This window comes from Flavobacterium agrisoli (assembly GCF_016522065.1).
Lineage (GTDB): Bacteria > Bacteroidota > Bacteroidia > Flavobacteriales > Flavobacteriaceae > Flavobacterium > Flavobacterium agrisoli.
Map to the genome: position 1 here is coordinate 637,095 of NZ_JAEHFV010000002.1, position 25,956 is coordinate 663,050.

Annotated in this window: 23 protein-coding genes and 2 tRNA genes; 12 read left to right on the forward strand and 13 right to left on the reverse strand. The window is 35.7% G+C overall.

The window, feature by feature from the left end; all coding sequences use genetic code 11:
* Window positions 1–17: 17 nt before the first annotated feature.
* From I5M07_RS07795 to I5M07_RS07825, 7 genes are all read right to left on the reverse strand, one after another.
* On the reverse strand, window positions 18–1,232 hold the full coding sequence (locus I5M07_RS07795) for an aminotransferase class V-fold PLP-dependent enzyme (protein WP_200105655.1): 1,215 nt from the start codon (window positions 1,230–1,232) through the stop codon (window positions 18–20).
* 150 nt (window positions 1,233–1,382) lie between these two features.
* Entirely contained in the window at window positions 1,383–2,699 is a 1,317-nt protein-coding gene (sufD, locus tag I5M07_RS07800; protein ID WP_200105656.1) for a Fe-S cluster assembly protein SufD, read from the reverse strand.
* A 67-nt stretch (window positions 2,700–2,766) separates the two neighbouring features.
* Window positions 2,767–3,513, reverse strand: a complete 747-nt coding sequence (gene sufC / locus I5M07_RS07805; protein WP_200105657.1) for a Fe-S cluster assembly ATPase SufC — start codon at window positions 3,511–3,513, stop codon at window positions 2,767–2,769.
* Between the two features lie 18 nt (window positions 3,514–3,531).
* The gene (locus tag I5M07_RS07810) at window positions 3,532–3,801 is read right to left on the reverse strand and encodes a Txe/YoeB family addiction module toxin (protein ID WP_200105658.1); all 270 of its coding nucleotides are present in this window, start codon (window positions 3,799–3,801) and stop codon (window positions 3,532–3,534) included.
* The gene (locus tag I5M07_RS07815) at window positions 3,792–3,998 is read right to left on the reverse strand and encodes a DUF2683 family protein (protein ID WP_200105659.1); all 207 of its coding nucleotides are present in this window, start codon (window positions 3,996–3,998) and stop codon (window positions 3,792–3,794) included. Before I5M07_RS07815 ends, I5M07_RS07810 begins: the two co-directional genes overlap by 10 nt.
* A 17-nt stretch (window positions 3,999–4,015) precedes the next feature.
* Window positions 4,016–5,464, reverse strand: coding sequence for a Fe-S cluster assembly protein SufB (gene sufB, locus I5M07_RS07820; RefSeq protein WP_200105660.1), 1,449 nt, complete (start codon window positions 5,462–5,464; stop codon window positions 4,016–4,018).
* A 190-nt stretch (window positions 5,465–5,654) separates the two neighbouring features.
* On the reverse strand, window positions 5,655–5,984 hold the full coding sequence (locus I5M07_RS07825) for a HesB/IscA family protein (protein WP_200105783.1): 330 nt from the start codon (window positions 5,982–5,984) through the stop codon (window positions 5,655–5,657).
* A 341-nt stretch (window positions 5,985–6,325) separates the two neighbouring features.
* On the opposite strand from I5M07_RS07825, the gene I5M07_RS07830 reads away from it, so the two are divergent.
* Together I5M07_RS07830 and I5M07_RS07835 are read left to right on the forward strand one after the other, a co-directional pair.
* A complete protein-coding gene (locus tag I5M07_RS07830; protein WP_200105661.1) occupies window positions 6,326–7,219 on the forward strand; it encodes a hypothetical protein in 894 nt (297 codons plus the stop codon).
* Between the two features lie 78 nt (window positions 7,220–7,297).
* The gene (locus I5M07_RS07835; protein ID WP_200105662.1) at window positions 7,298–8,155 is read left to right on the forward strand and encodes an MBL fold metallo-hydrolase; all 858 of its coding nucleotides are present in this window, start codon (window positions 7,298–7,300) and stop codon (window positions 8,153–8,155) included.
* Here I5M07_RS07835 and I5M07_RS07840 read toward each other — a convergent pair.
* The 5 genes from I5M07_RS07840 to rseP form a co-directional block, all read right to left on the reverse strand.
* On the reverse strand, window positions 8,152–9,171 hold the full coding sequence (locus tag I5M07_RS07840) for a DUF481 domain-containing protein (protein ID WP_200105663.1): 1,020 nt from the start codon (window positions 9,169–9,171) through the stop codon (window positions 8,152–8,154). The two genes, I5M07_RS07835 and I5M07_RS07840, sit on opposite strands and share 4 nt — an antisense overlap.
* Before the next feature lie 174 nt (window positions 9,172–9,345).
* Window positions 9,346–9,681 (reverse strand): single-stranded DNA-binding protein, encoded by a 336-nt coding sequence (locus I5M07_RS07845; RefSeq protein WP_200105664.1) that lies wholly within the window; start codon window positions 9,679–9,681, stop codon window positions 9,346–9,348.
* Between the two features lie 221 nt (window positions 9,682–9,902).
* Window positions 9,903–9,976: transfer RNA gene (locus I5M07_RS07850), tRNA-Asn, on the reverse strand.
* Between the two features lie 35 nt (window positions 9,977–10,011).
* A tRNA-Asn gene (locus I5M07_RS07855) sits at window positions 10,012–10,085 on the reverse strand.
* A gap of 83 nt (window positions 10,086–10,168) precedes the next feature.
* Entirely contained in the window at window positions 10,169–11,512 is a 1,344-nt protein-coding gene (rseP, locus tag I5M07_RS07860) for an RIP metalloprotease RseP (RefSeq protein ID WP_200105665.1), read from the reverse strand.
* Between the two features lie 198 nt (window positions 11,513–11,710).
* Here rseP and I5M07_RS07865 point away from each other — a divergent pair, with 198 nt between their 5' ends.
* The 8 genes from I5M07_RS07865 (at window position 11,711) to hflX (ending at window position 23,321) form a co-directional block, all read left to right on the forward strand.
* Window positions 11,711–12,772, forward strand: coding sequence for an NADH:flavin oxidoreductase/NADH oxidase (locus tag I5M07_RS07865; RefSeq protein WP_200105666.1), 1,062 nt, complete (start codon window positions 11,711–11,713; stop codon window positions 12,770–12,772).
* 28 nt (window positions 12,773–12,800) lie between these two features.
* On the forward strand, window positions 12,801–13,844 hold the full coding sequence (locus I5M07_RS07870; RefSeq protein ID WP_200105667.1) for a Gfo/Idh/MocA family oxidoreductase: 1,044 nt from the start codon (window positions 12,801–12,803) through the stop codon (window positions 13,842–13,844).
* 94 nt (window positions 13,845–13,938) lie between these two features.
* Window positions 13,939–15,150, forward strand: coding sequence for an MFS transporter (locus tag I5M07_RS07875; RefSeq protein WP_200105668.1), 1,212 nt, complete (start codon window positions 13,939–13,941; stop codon window positions 15,148–15,150).
* Between the two features lie 172 nt (window positions 15,151–15,322).
* Window positions 15,323–18,160: a carboxypeptidase-like regulatory domain-containing protein gene (locus tag I5M07_RS07880; RefSeq protein WP_200105669.1), complete on the forward strand. Its 2,838-nt coding sequence runs from the start codon at window positions 15,323–15,325 to the stop codon at window positions 18,158–18,160.
* Between the two features lie 18 nt (window positions 18,161–18,178).
* A complete protein-coding gene (locus tag I5M07_RS07885; protein ID WP_200105670.1) occupies window positions 18,179–19,528 on the forward strand; it encodes a DUF5689 domain-containing protein in 1,350 nt (449 codons plus the stop codon).
* A gap of 60 nt (window positions 19,529–19,588) precedes the next feature.
* Window positions 19,589–20,968, forward strand: a complete 1,380-nt coding sequence (locus I5M07_RS07890; RefSeq protein ID WP_200105671.1) for an alpha/beta hydrolase family protein — start codon at window positions 19,589–19,591, stop codon at window positions 20,966–20,968.
* A 132-nt stretch (window positions 20,969–21,100) separates the two neighbouring features.
* Window positions 21,101–21,955, forward strand: coding sequence for a hypothetical protein (locus I5M07_RS07895; protein ID WP_200105672.1), 855 nt, complete (start codon window positions 21,101–21,103; stop codon window positions 21,953–21,955).
* A gap of 133 nt (window positions 21,956–22,088) precedes the next feature.
* Window positions 22,089–23,321 carry a GTPase HflX gene (gene hflX, locus I5M07_RS07900; RefSeq protein ID WP_200105673.1) on the forward strand — a complete coding sequence of 411 codons (1,233 nt, stop codon included), beginning with the start codon at window positions 22,089–22,091 and terminating at the stop codon, window positions 23,319–23,321.
* A gap of 67 nt (window positions 23,322–23,388) precedes the next feature.
* Here hflX and I5M07_RS07905 read toward each other — a convergent pair whose 3' ends face one another.
* Window positions 23,389–23,799: a BrxA/BrxB family bacilliredoxin gene (locus I5M07_RS07905; RefSeq protein WP_200105674.1), complete on the reverse strand. Its 411-nt coding sequence runs from the start codon at window positions 23,797–23,799 to the stop codon at window positions 23,389–23,391.
* A gap of 313 nt (window positions 23,800–24,112) precedes the next feature.
* Here I5M07_RS07905 and I5M07_RS07910 point away from each other — a divergent pair, with 313 nt between their 5' ends.
* Window positions 24,113–25,492, forward strand: a complete 1,380-nt coding sequence (locus I5M07_RS07910) for a PSP1 domain-containing protein (RefSeq protein ID WP_200105675.1) — start codon at window positions 24,113–24,115, stop codon at window positions 25,490–25,492.
* Window positions 25,476–25,955 (forward strand): gliding motility lipoprotein GldH, encoded by a 480-nt coding sequence (locus I5M07_RS07915; protein ID WP_200105676.1) that lies wholly within the window; start codon window positions 25,476–25,478, stop codon window positions 25,953–25,955. The genes I5M07_RS07910 and I5M07_RS07915 overlap by 17 nt, the downstream gene beginning before the upstream one ends.
* Window position 25,956: the final 1 nt, after the last annotated feature.

Below are 25,956 nucleotides of genomic sequence, written 5' to 3' on the forward strand. Positions count from 1 at the left end.
ATCGCATGATGAACAAATTAGCTTAACATAGATTGGGCTTTTTTAAGAGCTTCCACCATCGAATCAATCTCTTCTTTCGTGTTATAAAAAGAAAAAGAAGCTCGAATCGTTCCTGGAATGCCGTAAAAATTCATGATGGGTTGTGTGCAATGGTGCCCAGTTCGAACGGCAATTCCTAATTTATCAATTATAGAACCAATGTCGTAAGGGTGAATTCCTTCAATATTAAACGAAATAACGGCAGTTTTTTTCGGCGCGGTTCCGTAAATTTTTAAACCTTCAATTTCCAATAAACGTTTGGTTCCGTATGCTAATAGTTCGTTTTCGAGTTCCTGAATATTTTCAAAACCAAGCTTATTCAAATAATCAATTGCCGTTCCTAATACGATTCCTCCAGCAATATGTGGGGTTCCGGCTTCAAATTTATGCGGCAAATCGGCATAAGTAGTTTTTTCAAACGTAACTTCTTTAATCATTTCGCCTCCGCCTTGGTAAGGAGGTAATTTGTTAAGCCATTCCTCTTTTCCATATAAAATACCGGTTCCGGTTGGACCGCACATTTTATGGCCAGAAAACGCATAAAAATCGCAATCTAAATCTTGTACATCGGGTTTTAAGTGCGGAACCGCTTGAGCCCCATCAATTAAAACGGCTGCGCCTACTTGATGTGCTTTGGCAATCATTTGTTTTACAGGATTAATCGTTCCCAATGCATTTGAAATGTGATTTACCGTAACGATTTTGGTTTTTTCGGATAATAATTTTTCGTATTCACTTTGAATTAATTCGCCATTTTCATTCATAGGAATCACTTTCAAGGTCGCGCCGGTTTTTTCACATAACATTTGCCAAGGCACAATATTGCTGTGATGTTCTAAAGCCGAAACCATAACTTCATCCCCCGATTTTAAAATAGAAGCAAATCCATTGGCAACTAAATTTATGCCGAATGTTGTTCCCGAAGTGAATAATACTTCGTAATTGTGTTTGGCATTAATGTGATTTTGAACTTTCAAACGCGCTTCTTCGTAAGCATCTGTGGCTAATTGGCTCAATGTATGAACCCCACGATGAATGTTGGCGTTTATTTCATTGTAATATTTAGAAATAGCATCAATCACCACTTTTGGTTTTTGAGAAGTAGCTCCGTTGTCAAAATATATCAATGGTTTTCCGTTTACTTTTTGATTCAATATCGGAAAATCGGCTCTTATTTGGTGAATGTCTAACATAATTTATTTAGAAAAAATCCAGTTACAAAGGTACTAAATCTAAAATTGTTTTGAGGCAATTCTATTGCCGTATTGCTTTTAAGAAAGAGAAAAGGCGCAAAGTTTAGCATGTAACTTTAGCGCCTTTTCAATTATATACTATTCCATTTTTCACAAATCAAATCCTAATTTAACCCCTAATTTCATGGCGATAATTTTAGTAATTCGTTGTTTTAATTCTGGAATTTTGATGCTTTCTATTACAGCATTTGAAAAGGCATACATTAAAAGTGCTTTGGCTTCTTTTTTCGGGATTCCACGAGATTGCATGTAAAACATTGCGGTTTCGTCTAATTGCCCGATAGTACACCCGTGTGAGCATTTTACATCATCTGCAAAAATTTCCAATTGTGGTTTTGCATTGATCGTAGCTTTATCGCTTAATAAAATATTGTTGCTTTGTTGAAACGCATTGGTTTTTTGAGCGATTTTATCAACAAAAACTTTTCCGTTAAAAACACCTGTTGCTCGATCGTTAAAAATACCTTTATAATCTTGGAAACTCTCACAGTTTGGTTGTGCGTGGTTTACCAAAGTATAATGGTCAACATGTTGTTTTTCGCCAATAATTGAAATTCCATTTAAGGTGCTTGTTAAATGCTCTCCAAAATGATAAAAATTCAAGTTATTGCGTGTAATGTTTCCTCCAAATGAAAAGGTATGTACCGAAGCGTGACTTTCTTGCTGTTGCGAAACATAAGTATTGTCAATTAAATTGGCTTCGTTGCTATCGTTTTGAATTTTGTAATAATCAACAATAGCCCTTTTTTGAGCAAAAATTTCGGTTACCGAATTGGTTAAAACCGGATTTTGATTCAAACTTTGGTGGCGTTCGATAATTTGTACATGCGAATTTTCGCCAACGATAACCAAGTTACGAGGTTGAACCATCAGCGCCGCTTCGTTACCTGTCGATAAATACATGATTTCGATGGGTTTGTCGGCTACTTTTTTTGGTGGAATATTAATGAAAGCGCCTTCTGATGCAAATGCCGTGTTTAAAGATGTTAAACTATCGTCTTTGCTGGCAATTTGATTAAAATAGCGATCAATAACCATTTTGTATTTAGGCTTGGTCAAAGCAGATGACATCAAACAAACGTCAATTCCGTCGTGGGTAGTTGATGATAAATGCGAACTAAAAACCCCATCGATAAAAACTACTTTATACGTGTCAATTTCATGGATAAAGTATTTTTTTACCTGATTGAATTCGATTGCACTTTCTTTTTTAGGGAAAACGGTAAAATCGTTTTTCAAAACTGTATTTAAAGAAGTGTATTTCCACGCTTCTTCTTTTTTAGTTGGAAATCCTTTGTTCTCGAAGTTTTTTAAAGCTTGCGTTCTAATGTCATGAAGAGGACTGTGTACGTCGACACGTTCTTCAAATGCCATGAAAGACGCTATTAATTTTTCTTTTAAATCCATTTTTAATAGTTGTGAGTTGTGAGTTGTGAGTTGTGAGTTGTGAAAACTTTTAACTTTCAACTGTAAACTAGTTTTCGGCTTTAATCCAATCGTATCCTTTTTCTTCTAATTCGTAAGCCAATTCTTTTCCGCCTGATTTTACAATTTTTCCTTTGTATAAAACGTGTACAAAATCCGGAACAATATAATCGAGTAAACGTTGGTAGTGTGTAATTACGATAATTGCGTTTTTCTCACTTTTTAGTTTATTTACTCCGTTAGCCACAATTCGTAACGCATCGATATCTAAACCTGAATCTGTTTCGTCAAGGATGGCTAATTTTGGCTCTAACATTGCCATTTGAAAAATCTCATTTCTTTTTTTCTCTCCTCCCGAAAAGCCTTCGTTTAACGAACGCGATAGAAACTTACGGTCAATTTCTAATAATTCTGATTTTTCACGAATTACTTTTAGCATTTCGTTGGCTGGCATTTCTTCTTGACCATTAGCTTTACGAGTTTCGTTGATAGCTGTTTTCATAAAGTTGGTTACCGAAACCCCTGGGATTTCAACAGGATATTGGAACGATAAGAAAACTCCTTTGTGCGCTCTTTCTTCTGGAGCTAAATCGGCTAAATCTTCGCCATCAAGGAAAACTTCCCCTTCTGTTACGTCAAAATTTTCATTTCCAGCAATAACAGCCGATAAGGTACTTTTTCCAGAACCGTTTGGCCCCATGATTGCGTGCACTTCACCCGCTTTAACTTCTATATTGATTCCTTTAAGGATTTCTTTATCGCCAATTGAGGCGTGAAGGTTTTTTATTGATAACATTGTGTTGTCTTTTGTTTATTAATAATGTCCTTTCAGGGAAAGGATATTTAATATTTCTATTGTATTTTCATCTTTAATTTCATAAACCAATCGGTGTTCTTTGTCAATTCTTCTTGACCAAACTCCAGAAAGCTTATGTTTTAGTTGTTCGGGCTTTCCTATTCCATGAAATGGATGAAGGAGTATATCATCAATCAAGGAATTGATTCTTTTCAAAATATTTTTATTACCCGATTTGACCCAAAAATCGAAATCTTTCTTAGCTTTCGGAGTAAATATTATTTGCATAAAGCTTTTATTTCCTCAATAGTCATTTTTATGCCACGTCCTTCACGAATGTCTTTTTGACCTTCTAAAATTTCTTTAACAAATTCAGGATTGTAGGGTTTCTCTTCTTTTTCAACAATTTCAAAACCCAATGATTTTGCCAGCGATTTTAAAACTGGAAAATCTTTTTTCTTTACGTTTTTTAAAATGATGTCCATAGCAAAGCGTTTAATTATTATCCAACAGAACCTTCCAAAGAAATCTCCAGTAATTTTTGAGCCTCTACTGCAAACTCCATAGGTAATTTGTTTAATACATCTTTACTGAAACCGTTTACGATTAAGGCAATGGCTTTTTCAGTTGGAATACCACGTTGGTTGCAATAGAAAACTTGATCTTCACCAATTTTACTGGTTGTCGCTTCGTGTTCGATTTTAGCTGATGGATTTTTACTTTCGATATACGGGAAAGTATGTGCACCACAATTATTACCCATCAAAAGCGAATCACATTGAGAAAAGTTACGTGCGTTTTCGGCTCTCGGGCTAATTTGTACTAATCCTCTATAACTGTTTTGCGATTTTCCGGCCGAAATTCCTTTAGAAATAATGGTCGATTTGGTGTTTTTACCCAAATGGATCATTTTGGTTCCAGTGTCTGCTTGTTGGTGGTTGTTGGTTACAGCAATAGAGTAAAATTCACCAATTGCGTTGTCTCCCTTTAATACACAAGATGGGTATTTCCAAGTTACGGCAGATCCTGTTTCAACCTGTGTCCAAGATATTTTAGCATTGGTTTCGCATAAACCACGTTTGGTTACAAAGTTGTAAACTCCACCTTTACCTTCTTTATTTCCTGGGAACCAGTTTTGAACGGTTGAATATTTAATTTCGGCATCATCCAAAGCAATTAATTCTACCACAGCGGCGTGCAATTGGTTTTCATCACGACTTGGTGCAGTACATCCTTCTAGATACGAAACATAACTTCCTTCGTCTGCGATTACTAAAGTTCTTTCAAATTGCCCAGTTCCGGCTTGGTTGATACGGAAATAAGTTGATAATTCCATAGGGCATTTTACACCTTTTGGAATGTAGCAAAAACTTCCATCCGAAAAAACGGCTGAGTTTAACGCGGCGTAAAAGTTGTCTTTTTGCGGAACAACCGTTCCTAAATATTTACGAACTAACTCGGGGTGTTCTTGAATTGCTTCTGAAATAGGGCAAAAAATAATGCCTTTTTCGGCCAATGTCTTTTTAAAAGTAGTAGCGACCGAAACCGAATCTACCACGATATCCATGGCAACATTGTTCATCATTTTTTGTTCGTCTACGGAAATTCCTAACTTTTTATACATTTCTAAAAGTTCAGGATCAACATCGTCTAACGTTTTGTTTGGGTCTACAGCTTTAGGAGCGGAGTAGTACGAAATAGCTTGAAAATCAGGTTTTTCGTAATGTACATTTGCCCACTCTGGCTCAATCATGGTTTCCCACGCGCGAAAGGCTTCAATACGCCAATCGGTCATCCATGCTGGCTCTCCTTTTTTTAACGATATAGCACGAACAATTTCTTCATTTAAACCAATAGGAAACGTCTCCGATTCTATATTGGTATAAAATCCGTATTCGTACTCTTTGGTTTCGAGTTCGATTTTTAAATCGTCTTCAGTGTATTTGCTCATTGTTTAAATTTAAAGATTGAAAAATTTAAAGATTGAAATACTTCTTGAAATTTTTAATCATTTATTGATTCTAATTATAGAATTTAATTCTTATGTAAATGTGTTTTAAACTTATAAAGATTTTTATTTAACTATTCTTGATTTTTTTAATCTTTAAATAATTAAATTTTTAAATCTTTATAATTAATTTTTATAAAGAGAATGACTCTCCGCATCCGCAAGTTCTACTTGCATTTGGATTGTTAAAAACGAAACCTTTTCCGTTTAAACCACCCGAATATTCTAAGATAGTGCCGGCTAGATACAGAAACGATTTTTTCTCAACGGCAATCTTAATGTCATTATCTATAAAAATTTTATCATCATCTCCTTTGGTTTTGTCAAATTTTAAATCGTAAGACAAACCAGAACATCCACCGCTTTTTACACCAACTCGTACATAGTCTTGTGCGGCATCAAAACCATCGTCTTGCATTAAATCGATGATTTTCTTTTTGGCAGTATCAGAAACCTTTATCATTGTTGTATTGATTACATCTAAATTGACTGCAAAGATAGTGTTTAAAAATCTTTTTTTCATAGTGCTTTGCATTATTATAACAAATGCACTGATAGACAAATTTTATTTTAACGTTTTAAAAACAGACGTGGTTTTTAATTTTCTGTAATAAACACAACACGGGTTTTTAAGAATGTTTTGTTTACTGGTCAGAATGTTAATTTTTTAAACTTGCTTTTTCTTTTTGGGTAAAAAATGTCTTTTTTTTCATTTTATGCTTAAATATTTTTTAATAGATACGTATTTATACGTGATAGTTTTTGCTTCACAGGATTTATTTTTGCCAAAACAAACCAAATCTTATGAAAACCTTTTCTAAAACCATTTTAATTCTATTTGGTGCTACTTTTATTATTTACTTAGTGAGTATATTCACCATGCGTTCTCATTTTAAGAAGGATGTAGCGCATTTTAAAAAAGAATATCAGGCGGTAAATGCCCAAAAAGAAAAAATCCTGGATTCTTTATATCTTTTAAAAGCGTCTTATCAGATTGCAATTTCAGAAAACACTTCGTTGGCAGCCGAATTGGCAGTTGAAAAAAATAATGTGGAGTTGTTAATGCAAGAGATTAAAAATACCGAAAATTTGAGTCCACAACAATTGAGTAATTTCTTAATTCGGTACCGTAAATTGCAAACTACTATGGATATTCGTGCGGCCGAAATTAAAAAATTGAAGTCGCAGAATAAAAATTTGCTTTCGGAAATTGAAACGCAAAATGTAAAAATGTACCATCAAAGTTTGCAAAAAGATACTCTGATTCGGCAAAAAGAAGAATTAATTACTAAGGTAGAAAAAGCAGAGAATTTGATTTTAAAAGATTTTAAATTGCTTGGTATCAAACAAAAAAAAGCCGATGATGCCATGATTACAGATAAATCTAGTAAAATAGATAAATTGGTTGTTAGTTTTTTGGTGCAAGCCAATGCGTTAGCCAAAGCAGGCGTTAAATCGTATTTTGTGCAAATTATTGATCAAAACAATTTGATTTTAGGCGAGCGGGCATCAGTAATTTTGGCCGATAAAAAGAAGTTGATTTACAGTTTTGCAATGGATGTTAATTATCAAAATAAAGATGTAACGGCTTTTGGTTTTTTAAATCCGTATGAAAAACGTTTCGGTAAAGGAACCTACTTTTTGAAAATTTTTGACAATACCAATTTGATAGGAAGCTCTAGCTTGACCATTCAGTAATAGTTTTAATCTTTTTTTTATTCGGAAACACCTCTTTATTTTTCTAGATTTGTTAGTAGAATTTCAAATCAAAGTAAGATGAAGTTATATGCAATTGAATCGGGTAACTTTAAACTCGATGGTGGCGCTATGTTTGGAGTGGTTCCTAAATCTTTGTGGAGTAAAACCAATCCGGCTGATGCACATAATTTAATCGATTTAGCGGCGCGTTGTCTGCTGATCGAAGATGGTAATCGTTTGTTATTAATTGACAACGGAATGGGAAACAAGCAATCGGATAAGTTTTTTAGTTATTATTCGCTTTGGGGAAATCATTCGATAGACACATCTCTGGCCAAATATGGTTTTCATCGAGATGATATTACCGATGTTTTTTTAACACATTTGCATTTTGATCATTGTGGGGGAAGTGTGCAATGGAATAAAGATAAAACAGGTCTTGAGCCTGCCTTTAAAAATGCGCGATTTTGGACAAACGAAAAGCATTGGCAGTGGGCAATTGAACCAAATGCGCGTGAAAAAGCATCGTTTTTAAAAGAGAATATTTTACCAATTCAAGAGAGTGGACAATTACACTTTTTAAACCGGCCTGAACAAGAATTTGGTTTTTCGGAAGAGTTGGATTTCGGAATTTTATACGTTGATGGTCATACCGAAAAACAAATGATACCGCATATTCAGTATAAAGATAAAACCATCGTGTTTTGTGCCGATTTACTTCCTACAGTGGGGCATTTACCATTGCCGTATGTTATGGGTTATGATACTAGGCCGCTTTTGACTTTAAATGAAAAAGAGTCGTTTTTAAAGGCAGCAGCCACTAATAACTATCATTTGTTTTTAGAGCACGATGCGTACAATCAAATCATAACAGTACAAGAAACAGACAAAGGGGTTAGGTTAAAAGAAGTGTTTAGTTGTGCGGATATTTTTTAATCCAATTTCCAACCAAAACCGGTTTGAAACACATAATCATTTTTGGAGGTGTCCGCACTTGGTTTGCTATCGTGGTTGTATACAAACGACAATTTAATGTAAAAATCCAAAGGTAAATCGTATTTGGTATCTAGCATAAAATCGGTACGAATCCTTTTGCTTTCTGTCAAACTTGGGAATACCGTTAATTTAGACTGAATGCTAAAATCGCCTGCATCGTAAATGTTTAAATCACTTCCTATAAAAGCTTCTAAACTTTCGTTGGCACTGCTTTCTATGGTGTATTTTTCGTGGTTATAAGAAAGACCTGCTGCAACACCCCAATATTTTTTATTGCTATGTACAATATATTTACCAAAACCGCCTTTTGAAAGTACACGCAGGTCTATGTCTTGTTCTGTATTCGAAAGTGTGGTTACCGAGAGCGGAATAAAAAAATCATTTTTTAAAAGTTTAATATAACTCACATCGGTATCAACTCTTCGAATAGGATCAATGTCATCTTGTACGGATTGCATGCGCTGGTACGATGCAGAGGCAAACCAAGTTCTAGCGGTGTAGCCTAAACCAGCATTGATGCTGAGTTGTTGTAAGTTTTGGGCTTTAGTTAGTTTTATACCCACATCAAAATTGGCATCTAATCGATCCCAAAAACCATCATCTACCGATTTAATATATACGATATTAAAAAGATCTACTTCTTTTTTTTGTTGGGTTTGTAAATTGGTAATGTAGGTTTTTTGTGTTTTGGAATCAGTTTGAATACTTCCGTTAAGGAGTTCTCCATTGCTTAAATTAATCATATGTGAGGTGGTCGAGTTCACTGCTATGACTTCTTTCCATTTTATTTTGAAATCGTCTTTACTGTAATCGGTTTCTATTTGTAAAGCGCCATTCGTCATTAATTTGATTTTTCCCACAATTACATCTTTATTTTTAAGGATTAAAGTGTCGGATTGAGCAATTGCATTTGCGAATGAAAAGACTAAGATGATGAGTAAAGCTATTTTTTTCATAAATCAAGTTTTGAAATTTTTGATAAGAAAATACTAGCATAAAAATACTAACTTCACTTTGTTTTTCAAGTTTTTGGTCTTTTTATTTTTGAATTAGGGGCTATTTGTAATTAAACAAACCTCTTTTTTAGGTGAAAAAGAGGTTTGTTGTTGTTTTAGAAAATTGATTTAAACTTATTTGGATCCTAATAAAAGCAGTTCGTTTACCACTACTTCGGTTACATAACGTTTTGTGCCCGACTTATCTTCAAAACTGCGATGGGTGAGTTTGCCTTCAATAGCAATTTCTTTTCCTTTAGGTACAAATTTTTCGATTATTTCGGCTATTTTGCCCCAAGCTACTAAGTTATGCCATTCGGTTTGTGTTGTTTTTTCTCCTTTTTCATTGGTGTGCGTTTCGTTAGTAGCAAGCGAAAAAGTAGCTAGTTTTCGACCGCCGTCGAATGTTTTTATTTCTGGTTCTTGGCCTAAATGACCAATTAGCTGCACTCTGTTTCTTAATGTGTTCATGGCGTGTAAAAATTTAAAAGGTTTATAAAAATAGAAACGATTCGTTCGATTCAACATGGCAAAGTTTCAAAAGTTTTTTAAGAGGAATCGGTTGTTAAGTGAGTATAGTCGGGTGTAAGCGTTTGTTGTCGGTTGTGAATAACTTTTTGATGCTCCAAATTGTAGTGTTGGAATTAATGCAAAAAAAAAGACCTTACATTGCTGTAAAGTCTTTTTTTAAGCTCCCCCTCTTGGGCTCGAACCAAGGACCCTCTGATTAACAGTCAGATGCTCTAACCAACTGAGCTAAGGAGGAATTACCTTAAAGGTATGTATTTTGCTAAAAAGTTGCTCCCCCTCTTGGGCTCGAACCAAGGACCCTCTGATTAACAGTCAGATGCTCTAACCAACTGAGCTAAGGAGGAAGTTGCTGTTCTTTTTAGCGAGTGCAAATATAATTGAATTTTTACTTTATCAAAAATATTTGACTTCTTTTTTACAACTATTTTTATTTGCCAATTACGGCTTTGTAAATATCGTTTCCGTTTGCAAATAATAATAGAGAGATAAGCAATACGAAACCAACCATTTGTGCATTTTCTAAGAATTTATCGCTCGGTTTTTTACCACTTACGATTTCATATAATAAAAACATCACGTGTCCGCCATCTAATGCCGGTATGGGTAATAAATTCATGACACCCAACATAATCGATAACAAAGCGGTAATATTCCAAAACACTTCCCAACTCCAAGTATTTGGGAAAATATCAAAAATTGCTTTAAAACCACCAACTTGTTTGTAGGCTTTAGTTTCGGGGTTAAAAATCATTTTCAATTGTTTTCCGTAGCCTACTAATTGGTCTTTCCCTTTTTGAATTCCTACCGGAATCGATTCTAAGAAGCTATAATTTTTTGTACTTACTTTGTAATAACCTAACTTTTCTAATGAAGCCAATCCAAGGCTACCAACACTAACACCCAATTTTCCTTCTTTATTAATGATGACATTTACGTTTGTTTCTTTTTGATCGCGTAATACCTTTGCCGGAATGGTTTTTCCTTTATTTTGTTTTAAAATTGGTTCGGCTTCATCAAAATAACGAATTGGTTGTCCGTTTAAACTTAATACCAAATCTTTGGCTTGTAATGCCGTATTTGGAGAATCTTCTTCTACACCGCTAATGGCAAAAGGCATACGGAAACTTACTAACAATCCCTTTTCGTGTTTGGATAATTGGTCAACAAAATCGGTTGGCATCGTAATGGTTTGTTGACTTCCGTTTCGTTCTACAACAATATTTTTAGCCATTACGATATTCATATTCAAATCGCTATCGAAGTTTTCTACTTTTTGGCCATCAATCGAAATAATTTTATCTCCGGTTTTAAACCCGGCTTTAAGCATAGCAGGATGTTCAAAAGCATAACCGTCCTTAATATCTTCATTTTTTACAAAAGTATCACCGTAAGCAAACGCCATACCGATATAAATAATAAAAGCCAAAATAAAGTTTACGGTAACACCACCCAGCATAATAATTAAACGTTGCCAAGCTGGTTTAGAACGAAATTCCCATGGTTGAGGTGGTAAAGCCATTTGTTCCTTATCCATACTTTCGTCAATCATGCCCGAAATTTTTACGTAACCACCCAAGGGTAACCATCCAATTCCGTATTCTGTTTCGCCAATTTTTTTCTTCAAAAGAGAAAACTTAACATCAAAAAACAAATAGAATTTTTCGACTCTAGTTTTAAACATTTTAGCCGGAATAAAATGCCCTAATTCGTGTAAAATAATCAGTAATGATAAACTCAATAAAAATTGTGAGAGCTTGATAACTATATCCATTTTGTAATTTTAGTTCATATTTTAACGCACAAAAGTAACGTTTCTATTTTATTTGACAGCGCAATATAATACATAAGGTTTTAAATGTTTGTTAATTAATAAACATTTGGATTTCTACTTTTATTGAGATACTGTAACTTTACTTTTTTAACGCTATCAGACACAATTGGTAGCTTCACCACACAAAAAGTTACATTTATGGCTTCTTTATTATTTTCTCCCCTTACTATTAAAAATCGCACTTTCAAGAATAGAATTGTCATTTCGCCTATGTGCCAATATTCGGCAGAAGATGGTTTTGCTAACAATTGGCATTTGGTTCATTTGGGCAGCAGGGCTGTTGGTGGCGCCGGGTTGATTATTCAAGAAGCAACTGCCGTTTCGCCCGAAGGAAGAATTTCGCCCGAAGATTTAGGTATTTGGAAAGACGAGCATGTTCAGAAATTAAAAGAAATAAACGCTTTTATCCTTTCTCAAAATGCCATTCCAGGAATTCAGATTGCCCATGCCGGTCGAAAAGCTAGTGTGTCGGCTCCATGGAAAGGCAATAAAAAATTAGATAAGACTCAAGGTGGATGGCAAACGGTTTCGGCAAGTGCTATCGGATATCATGATGAAGAACAAACAACCGCTTTAGACCAAAACGGAATACAAAAAGTAGTTACCGATTTTAAAGCAGCGGCCAAAAGAGCGGTCGATGCTGGTTTTCAGGTTTTGGAAATTCATGCCGCACACGGTTATTTGTTACACCAGTTTTTATCGCCTTTATCGAATGAGCGAACCGATAAATACGGAGGAAGTTTTGAAAATAGAATCCGATTAACTCTAGAAATTGTTGAAGCCGTTCAAACCGAATGGCCTTTGGATTTGCCTTTATTTGTTCGTATTTCGGCTTCGGATTGGGCAGAAGGCGGTTGGAATTTGCAAGAATCTATTCAATTGGCAGCCATTCTCAAGCAAAAAGGTGTTGATTTAATTGATGTTTCTTCTGGCGGATTGGTTTCGCACCAAAAAATTGCGGTAGGACCTAATTATCAGGTTTCTTTTTCAGAAAATATCAAAAAAGGAGCAGACATAAAAACCAGTGCCGTTGGGTTAATTACCGAAGCCCAACAAGCCGAAACTATTTTACAAGAAAACCAAGCGGATTTGATTATGTTTGGACGAGAATCGTTGCGTAATCCGAATTTACCTTTGGATTTTGCCGCTCTTTTAAACGACGATATTCAGTGGCCTAAACAATACGAAAGAGCCAAATAAACGCAAATTTTATCCTTTTACCTCAATTATGAAAAAAATAAAAACGGCACTTTTGTCTTACGGAATGTCAGGCAAAGTTTTCCACGCTCCTTTTTTGCAACTACATCCCGGTTTTGAATTGGTAGGTTCATGGGAACGTTCTAAAAAACTAATCCAAAACGATTATCCTGAAGTCAAGAGTTTTGATACATTAGACGCTATTTTACAAGACGATTCGATAGACTTGGTTGTAGTTAATACGCCTGTGGCCACACATTACGAATATACCAAAAAAGTTTTAGAGGCCGGTAAACATGCTTTGGTCGAAAAAGCATTCACCACAACGGTTGCCGAAGCGCAAGAATTGGCCGATTTAGCAAAATCAAAAAACCTAAAACTCTGCGTGTACCAAAATCGCCGTTGGGATAGTGATTTTAAAACTGTTCAAAAAGTATTGCAAGAAAATGCGTTGGGCGAATTGGTAGAAGCCGAATTCCATTTTGATCGATACAATCCTATCTTGAGCCCGAAAGTCCATAAAGAAACGGTGAATGAAGGAGCCGGAATTTTAAAAGATTTAGGTCCGCATTTAATTGATCAAGCGCTTTGTTTGTTTGGGTTGCCTAAAGCGGTTTTCGGCGATATTCGCATTACCAGAGAAAATTCAGTGGTTGATGATTGGATTGATTTGACCTTGTTTTATCAGAATTTCAGAATGCGACTCAAAGCCAGTTTTTTTGTCCGAGAACCTCATCCTGCATTTACCTTACACGGAAAAAAAGGTTCTTTTTTAAAACCGCGTGGCGATATTCAAGAAGATGAATTGAAATTAGATAAAAAACCAAATTTGGAAGATTGGGGAACAGAGCCTGAAGCGTTGCAAGGTTTTTTGCATACCGAAAAAGAGGGTAACGTGATTCGCGAAAAAATTCCGACTTTACAAGGTAATTATTATGATTTGTTTGATGGGTTATACCACGCTATCACTCAAAATTCCGAAGTTCCGGTTACCGCGCAAGACGGCGTGAATGTAATGCGAATTATTGAAGCTGCTATCGAAAGTAATGCGACGCAAAAAGTGATTAACTTATAAACATACAACGTTGTAAATTTTTGAATTTGCCAATTTTAAGAAAGTATCGCGCATAAATTGGTTAATTTTGATATTTCATTCTAAAATTATTGGCGTGTTTTACTTAAATTTTCTCGGACGTTTTAGACCTAAAGGCAAAATAAAAAAAAATTATGCGGGAGTTAAAGCCTCCTATTTGTTACGAATACGTTGGGCAGTAAACGCATTTTATTTTGGAAAAGGTTTGTGTTTTGCCTCTTGGGCGAGTCGAATTCCGGATATTAAAACCACTTTAGATTTAACCGAAGGCGAATTAGGAAGTATTTTGTTTGCGATTCCGCTAGGGCAATTGGCAATTATGCCTTTTTCGGGTAAAATTGTAACCAAATACGGTAGCCATTTTATTCTAATTTTATCAGTTCTTTTGTATGCATTGGCGCTCATAAATATTGGTTTGGCTACTTCGCCATTTACACTTTGCATAGCCTTATTTTTATTTGGTGTATTTGCTAATTTATCCAATATTGCTGTAAACACACAGGGTGTATATGCCGAAAAATTATACCGCCGCAGCATTATGTCATCGTTTCATGGCATGTGGAGTTTTGCGGGTTTTATAGGAGCTTTAATTGGTTTGGGTATGGGAATTTTAGATTTAAACCCATTTACTCATTTCTGCATTGTGGCTTCTGTTGTATTGCTTTTAATTATTTCGAACTTCAAATTTCTAATAAAAGCGCAAGATCGGAAACTCACTAAAAAGGGGAAATTTTTCTCAAAACCCGATGCTTCTTTGCTTTGGTTGGGCGTAATCGGATTTTGTTCGATGGCGAGTGAAGGGGTTATGTTTGATTGGAGTGGCGTATATTTTAAAGAAATTGTAAAAGCACCCGAGTCGTTAGTGATTTTGGGTTATACTTCGTTCATGATTATGATGGCAAGCGGTCGATTTTTAGGCGATAAAATGACTTCTAAATTTGGAAGAAAAAAAGTCCTGCAAATTAGTGGTATTATGGTTTCAACCGGATTGCTTACAGCGGTTATTTTTCCGTATTTAATTCCGTGTGTTTTTTGCTTTATGTTAGTTGGTTTGGGCGTTTCGACCATTGTGCCTACTTTATATAGCGTGGCCGGTAAACATCCTACGGTGGCTCCAGGCGATGCTTTAACGGTGGTTTCGAGTGTAAGTTTTCTTGGTTTTTTAATGGGACCTCCTGTAATTGGTCATATTGCCGATGCTTTTGGCTTGCAATTTTCGTTTGCTTTTATCGGAATATTTGGTTTTTTAATTGCGTTTATGGTTTCGAGAATAAAAGCAATTGAATAATTTTTGTAAGAAAATACTTTTATATTGTTTTTTAATTATATTTGCCTGCTTTTTGTTCAAAATTGTTGTTGAGCAATGTAGCGCATAAATTTCCAAAACTGATTTTTTGAAATGCTTTAGTCTTTTTTTAAAAATGGCTAAAGCATTCTTTTAACTAAACAGTTTTCGGTAAATGGATAAAAAACTACTTTTCATTTTTATTGTTCTATTTTCTTTACATTCTTCGGCGCAAGAAGAGTATCGTATTTTTGGAAAAATCATCACTAAAACCAGTCAAAAACCCCTTTCGTTTGCGGTAATTTCTATTCAAAACAGCAACATTACGGAACTGAGTAATCCAGAAGGAAAATTTGAATTGAAAATACCTTTCGGAGGGAAGCAATTATTAGCTGTAAGAAGCCAAGGGTATAAAGAATTGTTACTGCCAATTACCTTAGCAAATTCCAAAACAATCGATTTGGGTATTTTATCTTTAGAAGAAAATGTCGTTTCCGAACTGCAAAATAATTGGATTGTTTTAGACGATTCCGATTTAAATGAGGATGCTTCTACTTCCGAAAATACATCCAGTTTGTTGCAATCTTCTCGCGATGTTTTTTTACAGGCTTCGGCTTTCAATTGGTCACAAGCTCGTTTTCGAATTCGCGGTTTAGACAGCGAAAATGCGTCCATGCTTTTAAACGGCGTGACGATGAACAAGATATACGACGGCCGTCCGCAATGGAACAATTGGGGCGGATTAAATGATGTATTGCGCAACCAAGAATTTACCTTAGGAACCACCACTTCACCGTATGTCTTTGGAGGAGTTTTGGGTACTCAAGCTATAACCACTCGTGCTTCGATGTATCGGAAAGGGACTCGCTTGTCTTTTTCGGGAGGCAATACCAATTACAATTGGCGTGCTATGGCTTCGTATGCTTCGGGTAGTAATAAAAGTAGTTGGGCTTATGCCATTGCAGCTAGTAAAAGATATGGTAATCAAGCTTATTTCGATGGAAGCCAATACAATGCCGAATCCTTTTTTCTTAGTATTGAGAAAAAAATAAACCGTAAACAATTTTTAAATTTTACTGGATTTTACACGCCCAACGAAAGAGCTAAAAATTCGCCCAACACCGAGGAAGTAACCCAGTTAACAAACTCTAAATACAATTCGTATTGGGGTGAGCAAAATGGCAAAATCCGAAATGCACGCGTTAAAACAGTGAGTGAGCCAGTGATAATGTTAAATCATTATTTTAAAATAAATGAAAAAACACAACTAAATTCGGCCGTGTCCTACCAATGGGGGCGTATTTCAAATAGTGCGATTGATTATCAAAATGCGAATAGTCCCGACCCAACGTATTACAGAAATTTACCGAGTTATTATTTGTCTATGTATGGATCTGATAATGGCGAGTATTCCGGTGATTTTCTGCCTAATTATACCGAAGCAGAAAAAAGCAAACAAGCTTTTTTGACTCAACCCCAAATTGACTGGGAAAGTTTGTATAAAGCCAATCAAGAAACCATTACCGATGCCGATGGACGCATTGTTGGTTATCAACCCAGCAAAAGTCATTATGTGCTGTATGAAGATCGGGTAGAAGATGCTTTGTTTTCGGCTAATTCGGCTGTATATACTCGATTAACCGATCAGATTACTGCTAACGCAGGTATATCTTTTAAGAAATTGAAATCGCATAATTTTCAATATTTAACCGATTTGTTGGGCGGAACACCTTTTGAAGACATCGATGCCTTTTACACCGGCGATCAGTCCCAATCCAATTTACAAGAACCCAATCGCAAGGTCAAAGAGAATGAAATTTACGGATACAATTACAATTTACAAGCGCTTGTTGCGGATGCGTTTACGCAATTTAGTTTTACGTATAAGAAAATTGATTTTTACCTCGCGCAAACTTTTTCGGTGACCCATTACCAACGTGAAGGATTGTTTCAAAACGGACTTTATCCCACCACTTCTTTAGGAAAAAGTGCTTCCTTACATTTTGAGAATTTCGGCTTTAAGGGTGGCGTAACCTTTAAAATATCGGGTAAACAATGGTTTTTGGTCAACGGATATTATGCTACCAAAGCACCAACACTTCAAAATGTTTTTCCGAATGCACGATTGAATAATGCAGTGGTGGAAGGAATAGATAGCGAAACCATTAGTAGCGCCGAATGCAGTTATGTTTATCATGCTTCAAAATTGAAAACCAGAGCCACGGCTTATTTTTCGGATTTTAAAAATGGGACAAATGTTTCCTTTTTTTATGCAGAAGGAATTTTCGAAAAAGGATTTAACCACAACAATACCGATGCTTTTGTTGGACAAACACTCAGTAACATTCAGAAGCAGTATTGTGGTGCCGAGCTAAGTTTTGAGTATCAAATTAGTCCAACCTTTAAAACAATACTGGCAGCCAATTATGGACAATACCGTTTCGCGAATAATCCGAATGTTAAATTGGTAAACGACGCACAAGCTTCGGTACAAAACACCAATCCCGTTTTTGATTTTGGTAGCAGTGTTTTAAAAAATTACAAAGTAGCCGGAACTCCGCAACAAGCTGTTTCTTTGGGTTTCGAATACCGCGATCCGCATTATTGGTGGATTGGCGTAAATGGCAATTATTTGGATGAAAGATATGTTGAGGTGGCTCCTATTTCGAGAACCAAAATGTTTTTTAAAAATCCAGTGAATGGCTATCTTTTTCCAGAAGCTACCGAAGAGCGAGCTAGTGAATTACTTAAACAAGAAAAATTGCCTGCCATAAGTCTTTTAAATCTTGTTGCTGGAAAATCATGGCGGTTTAAAACCAATTATGTTGGCTTGTTTGGTAGTGTCAATAATCTTTTAGGAAAGGTTTACAAAACGGGTGGTTTTGAACAATCCCGAAATGCTAATTTTAGAGAATTGAATCAGGATGTGAGCAGCGAAAATCCCTCTTTTGGACCAAAATATTATTATGGTTATGGCCGAACCTATTTTGTGAATATGAGTGTAAGTTTTTAAAATATAATTCAGAATAAAATGAAAAAAGGTAGTTTCATAACAAGCTTAATTTGGATTGGGTTGGTAATGAGTTGCGACTCTAAAGAACCACAAATTCCCGAGTTAACCTGTACACAACCCGATTTAGTGGTTACCAAAACAGTGAGCGACATTCAAAATCAAAGTTCGGCTACGGCTAAAGAATATCTTTTTGATGATGTAATTCAGGCGTATGTGGTTTCGAGTGATGAATCGGGCAATTTTTTTAAAACGATTCATTTACAAACTTTGCCATCCGAACGAGAACCCGTTCGCGGATTTAGTGTCGGCGTCGATGCTTCAAATACCTACGTAAATTACAGAGTTGGCAATAAAGTATATGTGAAATTACAAGATCAGTTCACGGATATTTATTTTGGAGGCTTGCGAATTGGTAGTTTGTATGTAAACAGTTACGGAGAAGCGGCAGTCGGCAGAGTGGCGCAAAACGACATTAAAAAAGTTTTAAATGCTTCTTGTGTAACGGTTACCGAAGAGAATTTAGTGCGAAAATTTTCTATAGAATCGGTAGCTAATGATGCCAATTTAAATACATTGGTCGAAATCGACGAAGTTCAGTTTGAAGATCTAGCTTTGGGCAGGCATTTTTACGAAGAATTGAATGATGTTGGCGGAGCTACCAATTGGAAGTTGCTAGATAAAACAGGCAATCATTTGATTTTTAGAACCAGTAGCTACGCCCGTTTTGCGGGTGCAATTGTACCCGAAGGAAGCGGAACAGTTAGGGGTGTTTTAACAAAATTTGGTGCCGATTATCAATTGTTGGCGCGTAATGAAGCCGATATTAAAATTACCGACGGACGTTCGGTTCCCTTTTTTACCGAAGATTTTCAAACGGTCGAAAATAACGTGACTTTAAAACTCCCGGGATGGGCCAATATCGCGCAAATTGGAACTAAATTTTGGAAAGGAATCGTAAAATCAGGCAACGGTTGCACGGAATTTAATATTGCTTCGACCAAAAATGCTTTAAATGCAGCTTGGTTAATTACCCCTAAAATTGATATGGATGTATACAAAAAAGAAGTGTTGACTTTTAGAACGGCTCAACATCATTTAGATGTCGATTCGCCATTAAACTCACTCGAAATTTTAGTTTCAACTAATTTTGATGGATTAAACGTTGCCAAAGCGACTTGGATTCCTTTGCAAGCCAAGTTACCCACTCAAGCAACACCGTGGTATCAATTTGTGGGTAGCGGCTCAATTGATTTGTCTTCGTATACCGGTACCATAAACATTGCCTTTAAATACAATGGCTCCGGAAAAGACTTGGCTTTAGATGGTACGTTTCAGCTGGACGATGTTCAGATTTTTGGGAATAAATAACTTCTGCATAGGTATTTCTGTATCTTTGAGAGAAAAATACGTCATTAATTTTAAAGTTTTATGAAGATCTTTTCGGTTTTGTTTTTCAGTTTGTTTGTTTATCTCATTCCGGTGCATGCGCAGGAAATCACGGGAAAATGGAACGGTTTGTTAAAAGTTCCAGGAGCAGAGTTGCGATTGGTTTTTAATGTAACTCAAACAGAGGCGGGTTTAAAATCGACGATGGATAGTCCTGATCAAAATGCCAATGGAATTCCAGTGACTAAAACTACTTTCGAAAAACCGCAAATTAAATTTGAAGTGGGACCCATTTTGTATCTAGGCGAATTAAAAGGCGATGAAATTATCGGTGTTTTTAAACAATCAGGGCAAGAATTCCCCTTGAATTTATCGAAAAAAACCATTGAGAAAAAAGAGTCCAAAAAATCGCAAGAACCCATAAAGCCTTATTCATATTTCGCTGAAGATGTAAACTTTACGAATGCTAAAGCAAACATTTCGTTAGCTGGAACGTTGACTTTGCCTAAAAATGACGGTGTTTTTCCGGCTGTGATTCTAATTTCGGGGAGCGGTCCCCAAAACAGAAATGAAGAATTAGCAGGACACAAGCCATTTTTAGTAATTGCCGATTATTTAACCAAAAGCGGTTTTGCAGTTTTACGATTTGATGATCGTGGGGTTGGCAATTCAACTGGAAATTTTGCATCGGCAACAACGGCCAATTTTGCCACAGATGTGGAAAGCGCACTTTCTTATTTAAAAACAAGAAAAGAAATTAATTCCAAACAAATTGGTTTAATTGGGCATAGTGAGGGAGGTATTATAGCTCCTATGGTGGCGGTAAATACAAAAGAGGTTGCTTTTATAGTTTTATTGGCAGGAACCGGTATTCCAGGAGATGAATTGTTGTTGTTACAGCAAAGCGCTATTTCCAAAGCATCAGGAAAATCAGAATCTGAAATTGAAAAAACGGCTCAAATCAACCAAAAAGCTTATCAAATGGTTATGGATTCGCAAAATACGGAGCAATTAAAAAAGGAACTGCAAAAGTATTTAGAAGCTGTTATTACAGAAGTGCCAAACGGAATGAATAAAGAGCAATTTATAACAGCGCATGTTCAACAATTAACGAGCCCTTGGGCGCGCTATTTTCTAAAATACAATCCCGCTCTTACACTTGAAAAAGTGAAGTGTCCTGTTTTGGCAATTAATGGAGCGAAAGATACACAGGTTCCGTCAAAAGAAAATTTGAACGCTATTGAAAAAGCATTGCAAAAAGGAAATAATAAAGATTTTACAACACATGAATTTGCTAATACCAATCATTTATTTCAAGAATGCGAAACGGGTTTGCCTAGTGAATATGCAACAATTGAACAAACTTTTTCGCCAATTGTGTTGGATTATATGAATAAATGGATGCATTCTAAAACGAAATAAATTTGGGTTTTGGTTCATGAAATTTTTGTTGCATTGATGATAAAATACTTAAAATTGTAGTTTTTCTTTTGTAAAATTTTTGTCTTGGGATGAATTTTGTATTTTGGCAATTCCAAATCTAAATGTAATCCTATGCTAAAAAATTACTTAGCGGCCCTTTGTTTGTGGGCTGTATCTATTGCGCATGCGCAGTATCCTGTTTTAAAACAGATTAAAGTCGTTCAAAAATTCTACAAAACGTCCAAAAACGGCGAAATCATCAACAAAGACATCCTTTTTAAAGAAGGAAAATTGGCTTCAGTGAAAACTTCGGATGTTATTCAGCATTTTTTTTATGATGAAAACGGACTCCTAAACAAAACAACCAAAGAACGGGTTGGAAGTGACTGGAAAGAAGTGACGGGTTTTAAATATGATCCAGATGGGCGCATTCTTCAATTTAGTAAAAAATACCAAGAAGGTAATGAATATGTAACCAAAAGTGTCAAATTTACCTATGAAGGTGCTCGAATTAAAGCTGAAGCAAAACGAAGTAATAGCCACCAACAATTGGTTGAAGATGTAGAATATGTGGTAGAAAATGGATTGATTGCGCGCCGTGTGCTCCGCGACCGAAACAAGCAAATTATCGGAAAAACGGAATACGCTTATAATAACGGAAATGTAACCCGACATACTGGATTGGTGGGCGATAAATCGATAAAAATGTTTACGTATGATGACAAAGGATCGGCCGATTTGTTAATCGTTCAAAATCTTTTTGGCGTTCATTACAAAGTGATAACGCCGTTAATTTCGTTTTATGACGAAGAGTTCGATTTTCAATCCATCTCTGAGAACAATGAATTGACGTTTAAAGCGACTTCGGATAAGTACACTCCAATTAGTAAAAAATTCAAGTATAATGCGCAAAATTACCCGCAAACCAGCCATGTAATTGAAGGGGATGGTTTGGTAGTGACTGATGCCACCTATTATTACGAGTAGTGTTATTTTAAAATAGTTCAAAAATCCAATTGTTTTTTAATTAAAGCAATTGGATTTTTTGTTTTTGATACTTAACTCTTAAAGCTGTTTTTTAGTGGTCAGAATTGCTTAAATTTGTAGCTTATTTATAGCTATGTTAGAAAAAGAAATATTAAATTTTGAGCGAACAGCCATTGTTGGTATTGTCACGCAAAATCAAAATGAAGAAAAACTTACCGAATATTTAGACGAATTAGAGTTTTTAACTTTTACTGCCGGCGGAGAGGTGATTAAACGTTTTTGGCAAAAAATGGACAAACCCAATCCGAAGACTTTTTTGGGTACGGGTAAAATTGACGAAATTCATCATTATGTAAAAGAAAATAACATTTCAACTTTAATATTTGATGATGAGCTTTCGCCTTCACAACAAAAAAACATATCCCGAATTATAGATTGTAAAATTCTAGATCGCACCAATTTGATTTTGGATATTTTTGCTCAAAGAGCCGAAACTTCGTATGCAAGAACACAAGTAGAATTGGCGCAATGTCAATATTTACTGCCAAGACTTTCGGGTTTGTGGACGCACTTAGAGAGACAAAAAGGAGGTATTGGAATGCGCGGGCCGGGGGAAACCGAAATTGAAACCGACCGTCGAATTGTTCGAGATCGGATTTCGTTATTAAAAGAAAAAATCAAAACAATCGACAAACAAATGGCAATTCAGCGTAGCAACCGCGGAGCCATGGTTCGTGTGGCTTTGGTGGGATATACCAATGTTGGAAAATCAACATTAATGAATGCAATTGGTAAAAGTGAAGTGTTTGTTGAAAATAAATTGTTTGCTACTTTGGACACCACAGTTCGGAAAGTAGTAATTAAAAACTTGCCTTTTTTACTTTCGGACACCGTTGGTTTTATTCGAAAATTGCCTACACAATTGGTAGAATCGTTTAAAAGTACTCTCGATGAAGTTCGCGAAGCCGATTTGTTGTTGCATGTAGTAGATATTTCGCATCCTGATTTTGAAGATCATATTGCTTCGGTAAATCAAATTTTGCAAGATATTAAAGCAAATGACAAACCAACTATTATGGTTTTCAATAAAATTGACTCGTACAAACACCTTACAATTGCCGAGGATGATTTAATGACCGAAAAAACACCGAGACATTATACCCTAAGCGAATGGAAATCGACTTGGATGAATCGAGTAGGAGCCGAAAATGCCTTGTTTATATCGGCTACTAATAAAGAAAATTTTGAAGAATTTAGAGAACGAGTGTACGAGGCCGTCCGGCAAATACATATTACACGTTTTCCGTATAACAAGTTTCTTTATCCAGATTATAAAGATGTAGAAGAAAAAGATTCGGATGAATAAAAATGGACCAATAAAAAAGGGGTTTTGCAAATACAAAACCCCTTTTTTATTTATAAAATTTTACGGCTTAGCAAAATTCTTGGTAAGCATCTTGTAAGTTTTCGGCAATTAATTCAGCCGGACGACCTTCAATATGGTGACGCTCTAACATGTGAACCAATTCACCATTTTTAAACAAAGCCATACTTGGCGATGATGGAGGAAAAGGAAACATGTGTTGTCTAGCCGCATCAACCGCTTCTTTATCAACACCAGCAAAAACCGTAATCAAATGATCTGGTTTTTTAGCTCCATCTAAACTCATTTTTGCTCCTGGGCGCGCATTTCTTGCAGCACAACCACAAACCGAGTTTACAACTACCAAAGTAGTTCCTTCTGCTTTAATGGCATTTTCAACATCGGAAGCAGTATGTAAATCTTGAAAACCCGCAGCAGTTAATTCCGCTTGCATTGGTTTTACCATTTCTTCTGGATACATATTTTTTATTTTTACGTTTAACTTTAATGAACAGCAAAGTTACAAAGATTAATTTCAAGAATTTACTAGTAACTATAAAGTTTTGTTATAGTTTGACAAGCAGAAGCTGATGTGGTTTAACTTGAAATAGAAAATTAAGTTGGTGAAATTTTTAAAAGAAGCTTTATTTTGTTAAATCGCTACTTATTTATAAAAAATTTATGAGATAACGCTCTTTTTACAAATTGCAACTTAACTTTAAAAAATACTATCTTTACCGATTAAAGATAGTACGAACTTAAGTTACCTTTTGTGTAACACTACATATAACATTATGGCATGTACAAGTTGTTCAACCGCAGACGGAGGCGCTCCTAAAGGTTGTAAAAATAATGGGACTTGCGGCACCGATAGCTGCAACAAATTAACGGTTTTCGATTGGCTTTCGAATATGAGTATGCCTAATGGCGATGCTCCTTTTGATTGCGTGGAAGTGCGTTTTAAAAATGGAAGAAAAGATTTTTATAGAAATACCGAAAAACTAACGTTAAGTATTGGAGATATTGTAGCTACAGTAGCTTCTCCGGGGCATGACATCGGAATTGTAACGCTTACGGGCGAGTTAGTTCGTATTCAAATGAAGAAAAAAGGCGTTAATCCTGATGCTAATGAAATCCCTAAAATTTACCGAAAAGCAACGCAAAAAGACATCGATATTTGGTCGGTAGCTCGTGAGCGCGAAGAACCAATGAAGGTACGCGCACGCGAATTGGCGATTATGCAAAAGTTGGAAATGAAAATTTCGGATATCGAATTTCAAGGCGATGGATCAAAAGCAACGTTTTACTATACAGCCAATGACCGCGTTGATTTTAGACAATTAATTAAAGATTTTGCAAAAGAATTCAATACCCGAATCGAAATGAAACAAGTTGGTTTCCGTCAGGAAGCAGCTCGTTTGGGCGGAATTGGTTCTTGCGGAAGAGAACTTTGTTGTTCGACTTGGTTGACCGATTTTAGAAGCGTTAACACATCGGCCGCTCGTTACCAACAACTTTCTTTAAATCCGCAAAAATTAGCAGGACAATGCGGAAAATTAAAATGTTGTTTGAATTACGAACTCGATACTTATTTGGATGCCTTAAAGGATTTTCCGGAATATGATGTAAAATTAAGCACCGAAAAAGGAGATGCTATTTGTCAAAAACAAGATATTTTTAAGGGTTTAATGTGGTTTGCATACACTAATAATTTTGCAAATTGGCATGTTTTAAAAATCGATCAAGTCAAAGAAATTATTGCCGAGAATAAACTAAAAAACAAAGTTTCGTCGTTAGAAGATTATGCTCTTGAAACCGAGGCCGAACCTCAAAAAGACTTCAATAACGCTATGGGACAAGAAAGTTTAACACGTTTTGATCAGCCAAAACGTAAGAAAAAACCGTCTCGTAAACGCAAAAACACAGGCGATAATGTGTTAGTGCCGCAAGGTAATAAACCAGAAATTAAAGCCAAAAACAATCCAAACCAAAACCCAAATCAGAATTCGAATCCGAATGCTAATCCAAAAGCGCGCCATTCGAATCCAAATAAATTGCATAAAAACCCGAACAAGCCGGCTAAAAATAAAAACAACTCCCAAAATCCCACAGAAGGAAAAAATAAGGAGTTTAAAAAACCCATAACGAATTCTAAAAATGAGAATAAAAAATAGTATCCTACTGCTTCTTTTGGCGGTGCTGCTTTTTTCTTGTGATAAAAAAAGAGTGTTTGATACCTATCAATCGGTTGGAAGTGCATGGCATAAAGACAGTATAATTACCTTTGATTTGCCAAAATTAGACTCTACCAAAAGGTATGATTTGTTTGTGAATTTAAGAGCCAATAACAACTTTCCGTACAACAATTTGTTCTTAATTGTCTCTACCGAAATGGAAAATGGTTTTACTAAAGTAGATACTTTAGAGTATCAAATGGCCAATCCCGACGGGACTCTTATGGGAAATGGCTTTTCGGACATCAAAGAAAGCAAACTTTTTTATAAAGAAAATGTAAAGTTTAGAGGACATTATAAAGTGCATATAAAACAAGCAGTTCGCGAATCGGGCAAAGTGGCCGGAGTACAAGAACTGCAAGGCATTACAGATGTTGGTTTTAGAATTGAATCAAAAGAATAGA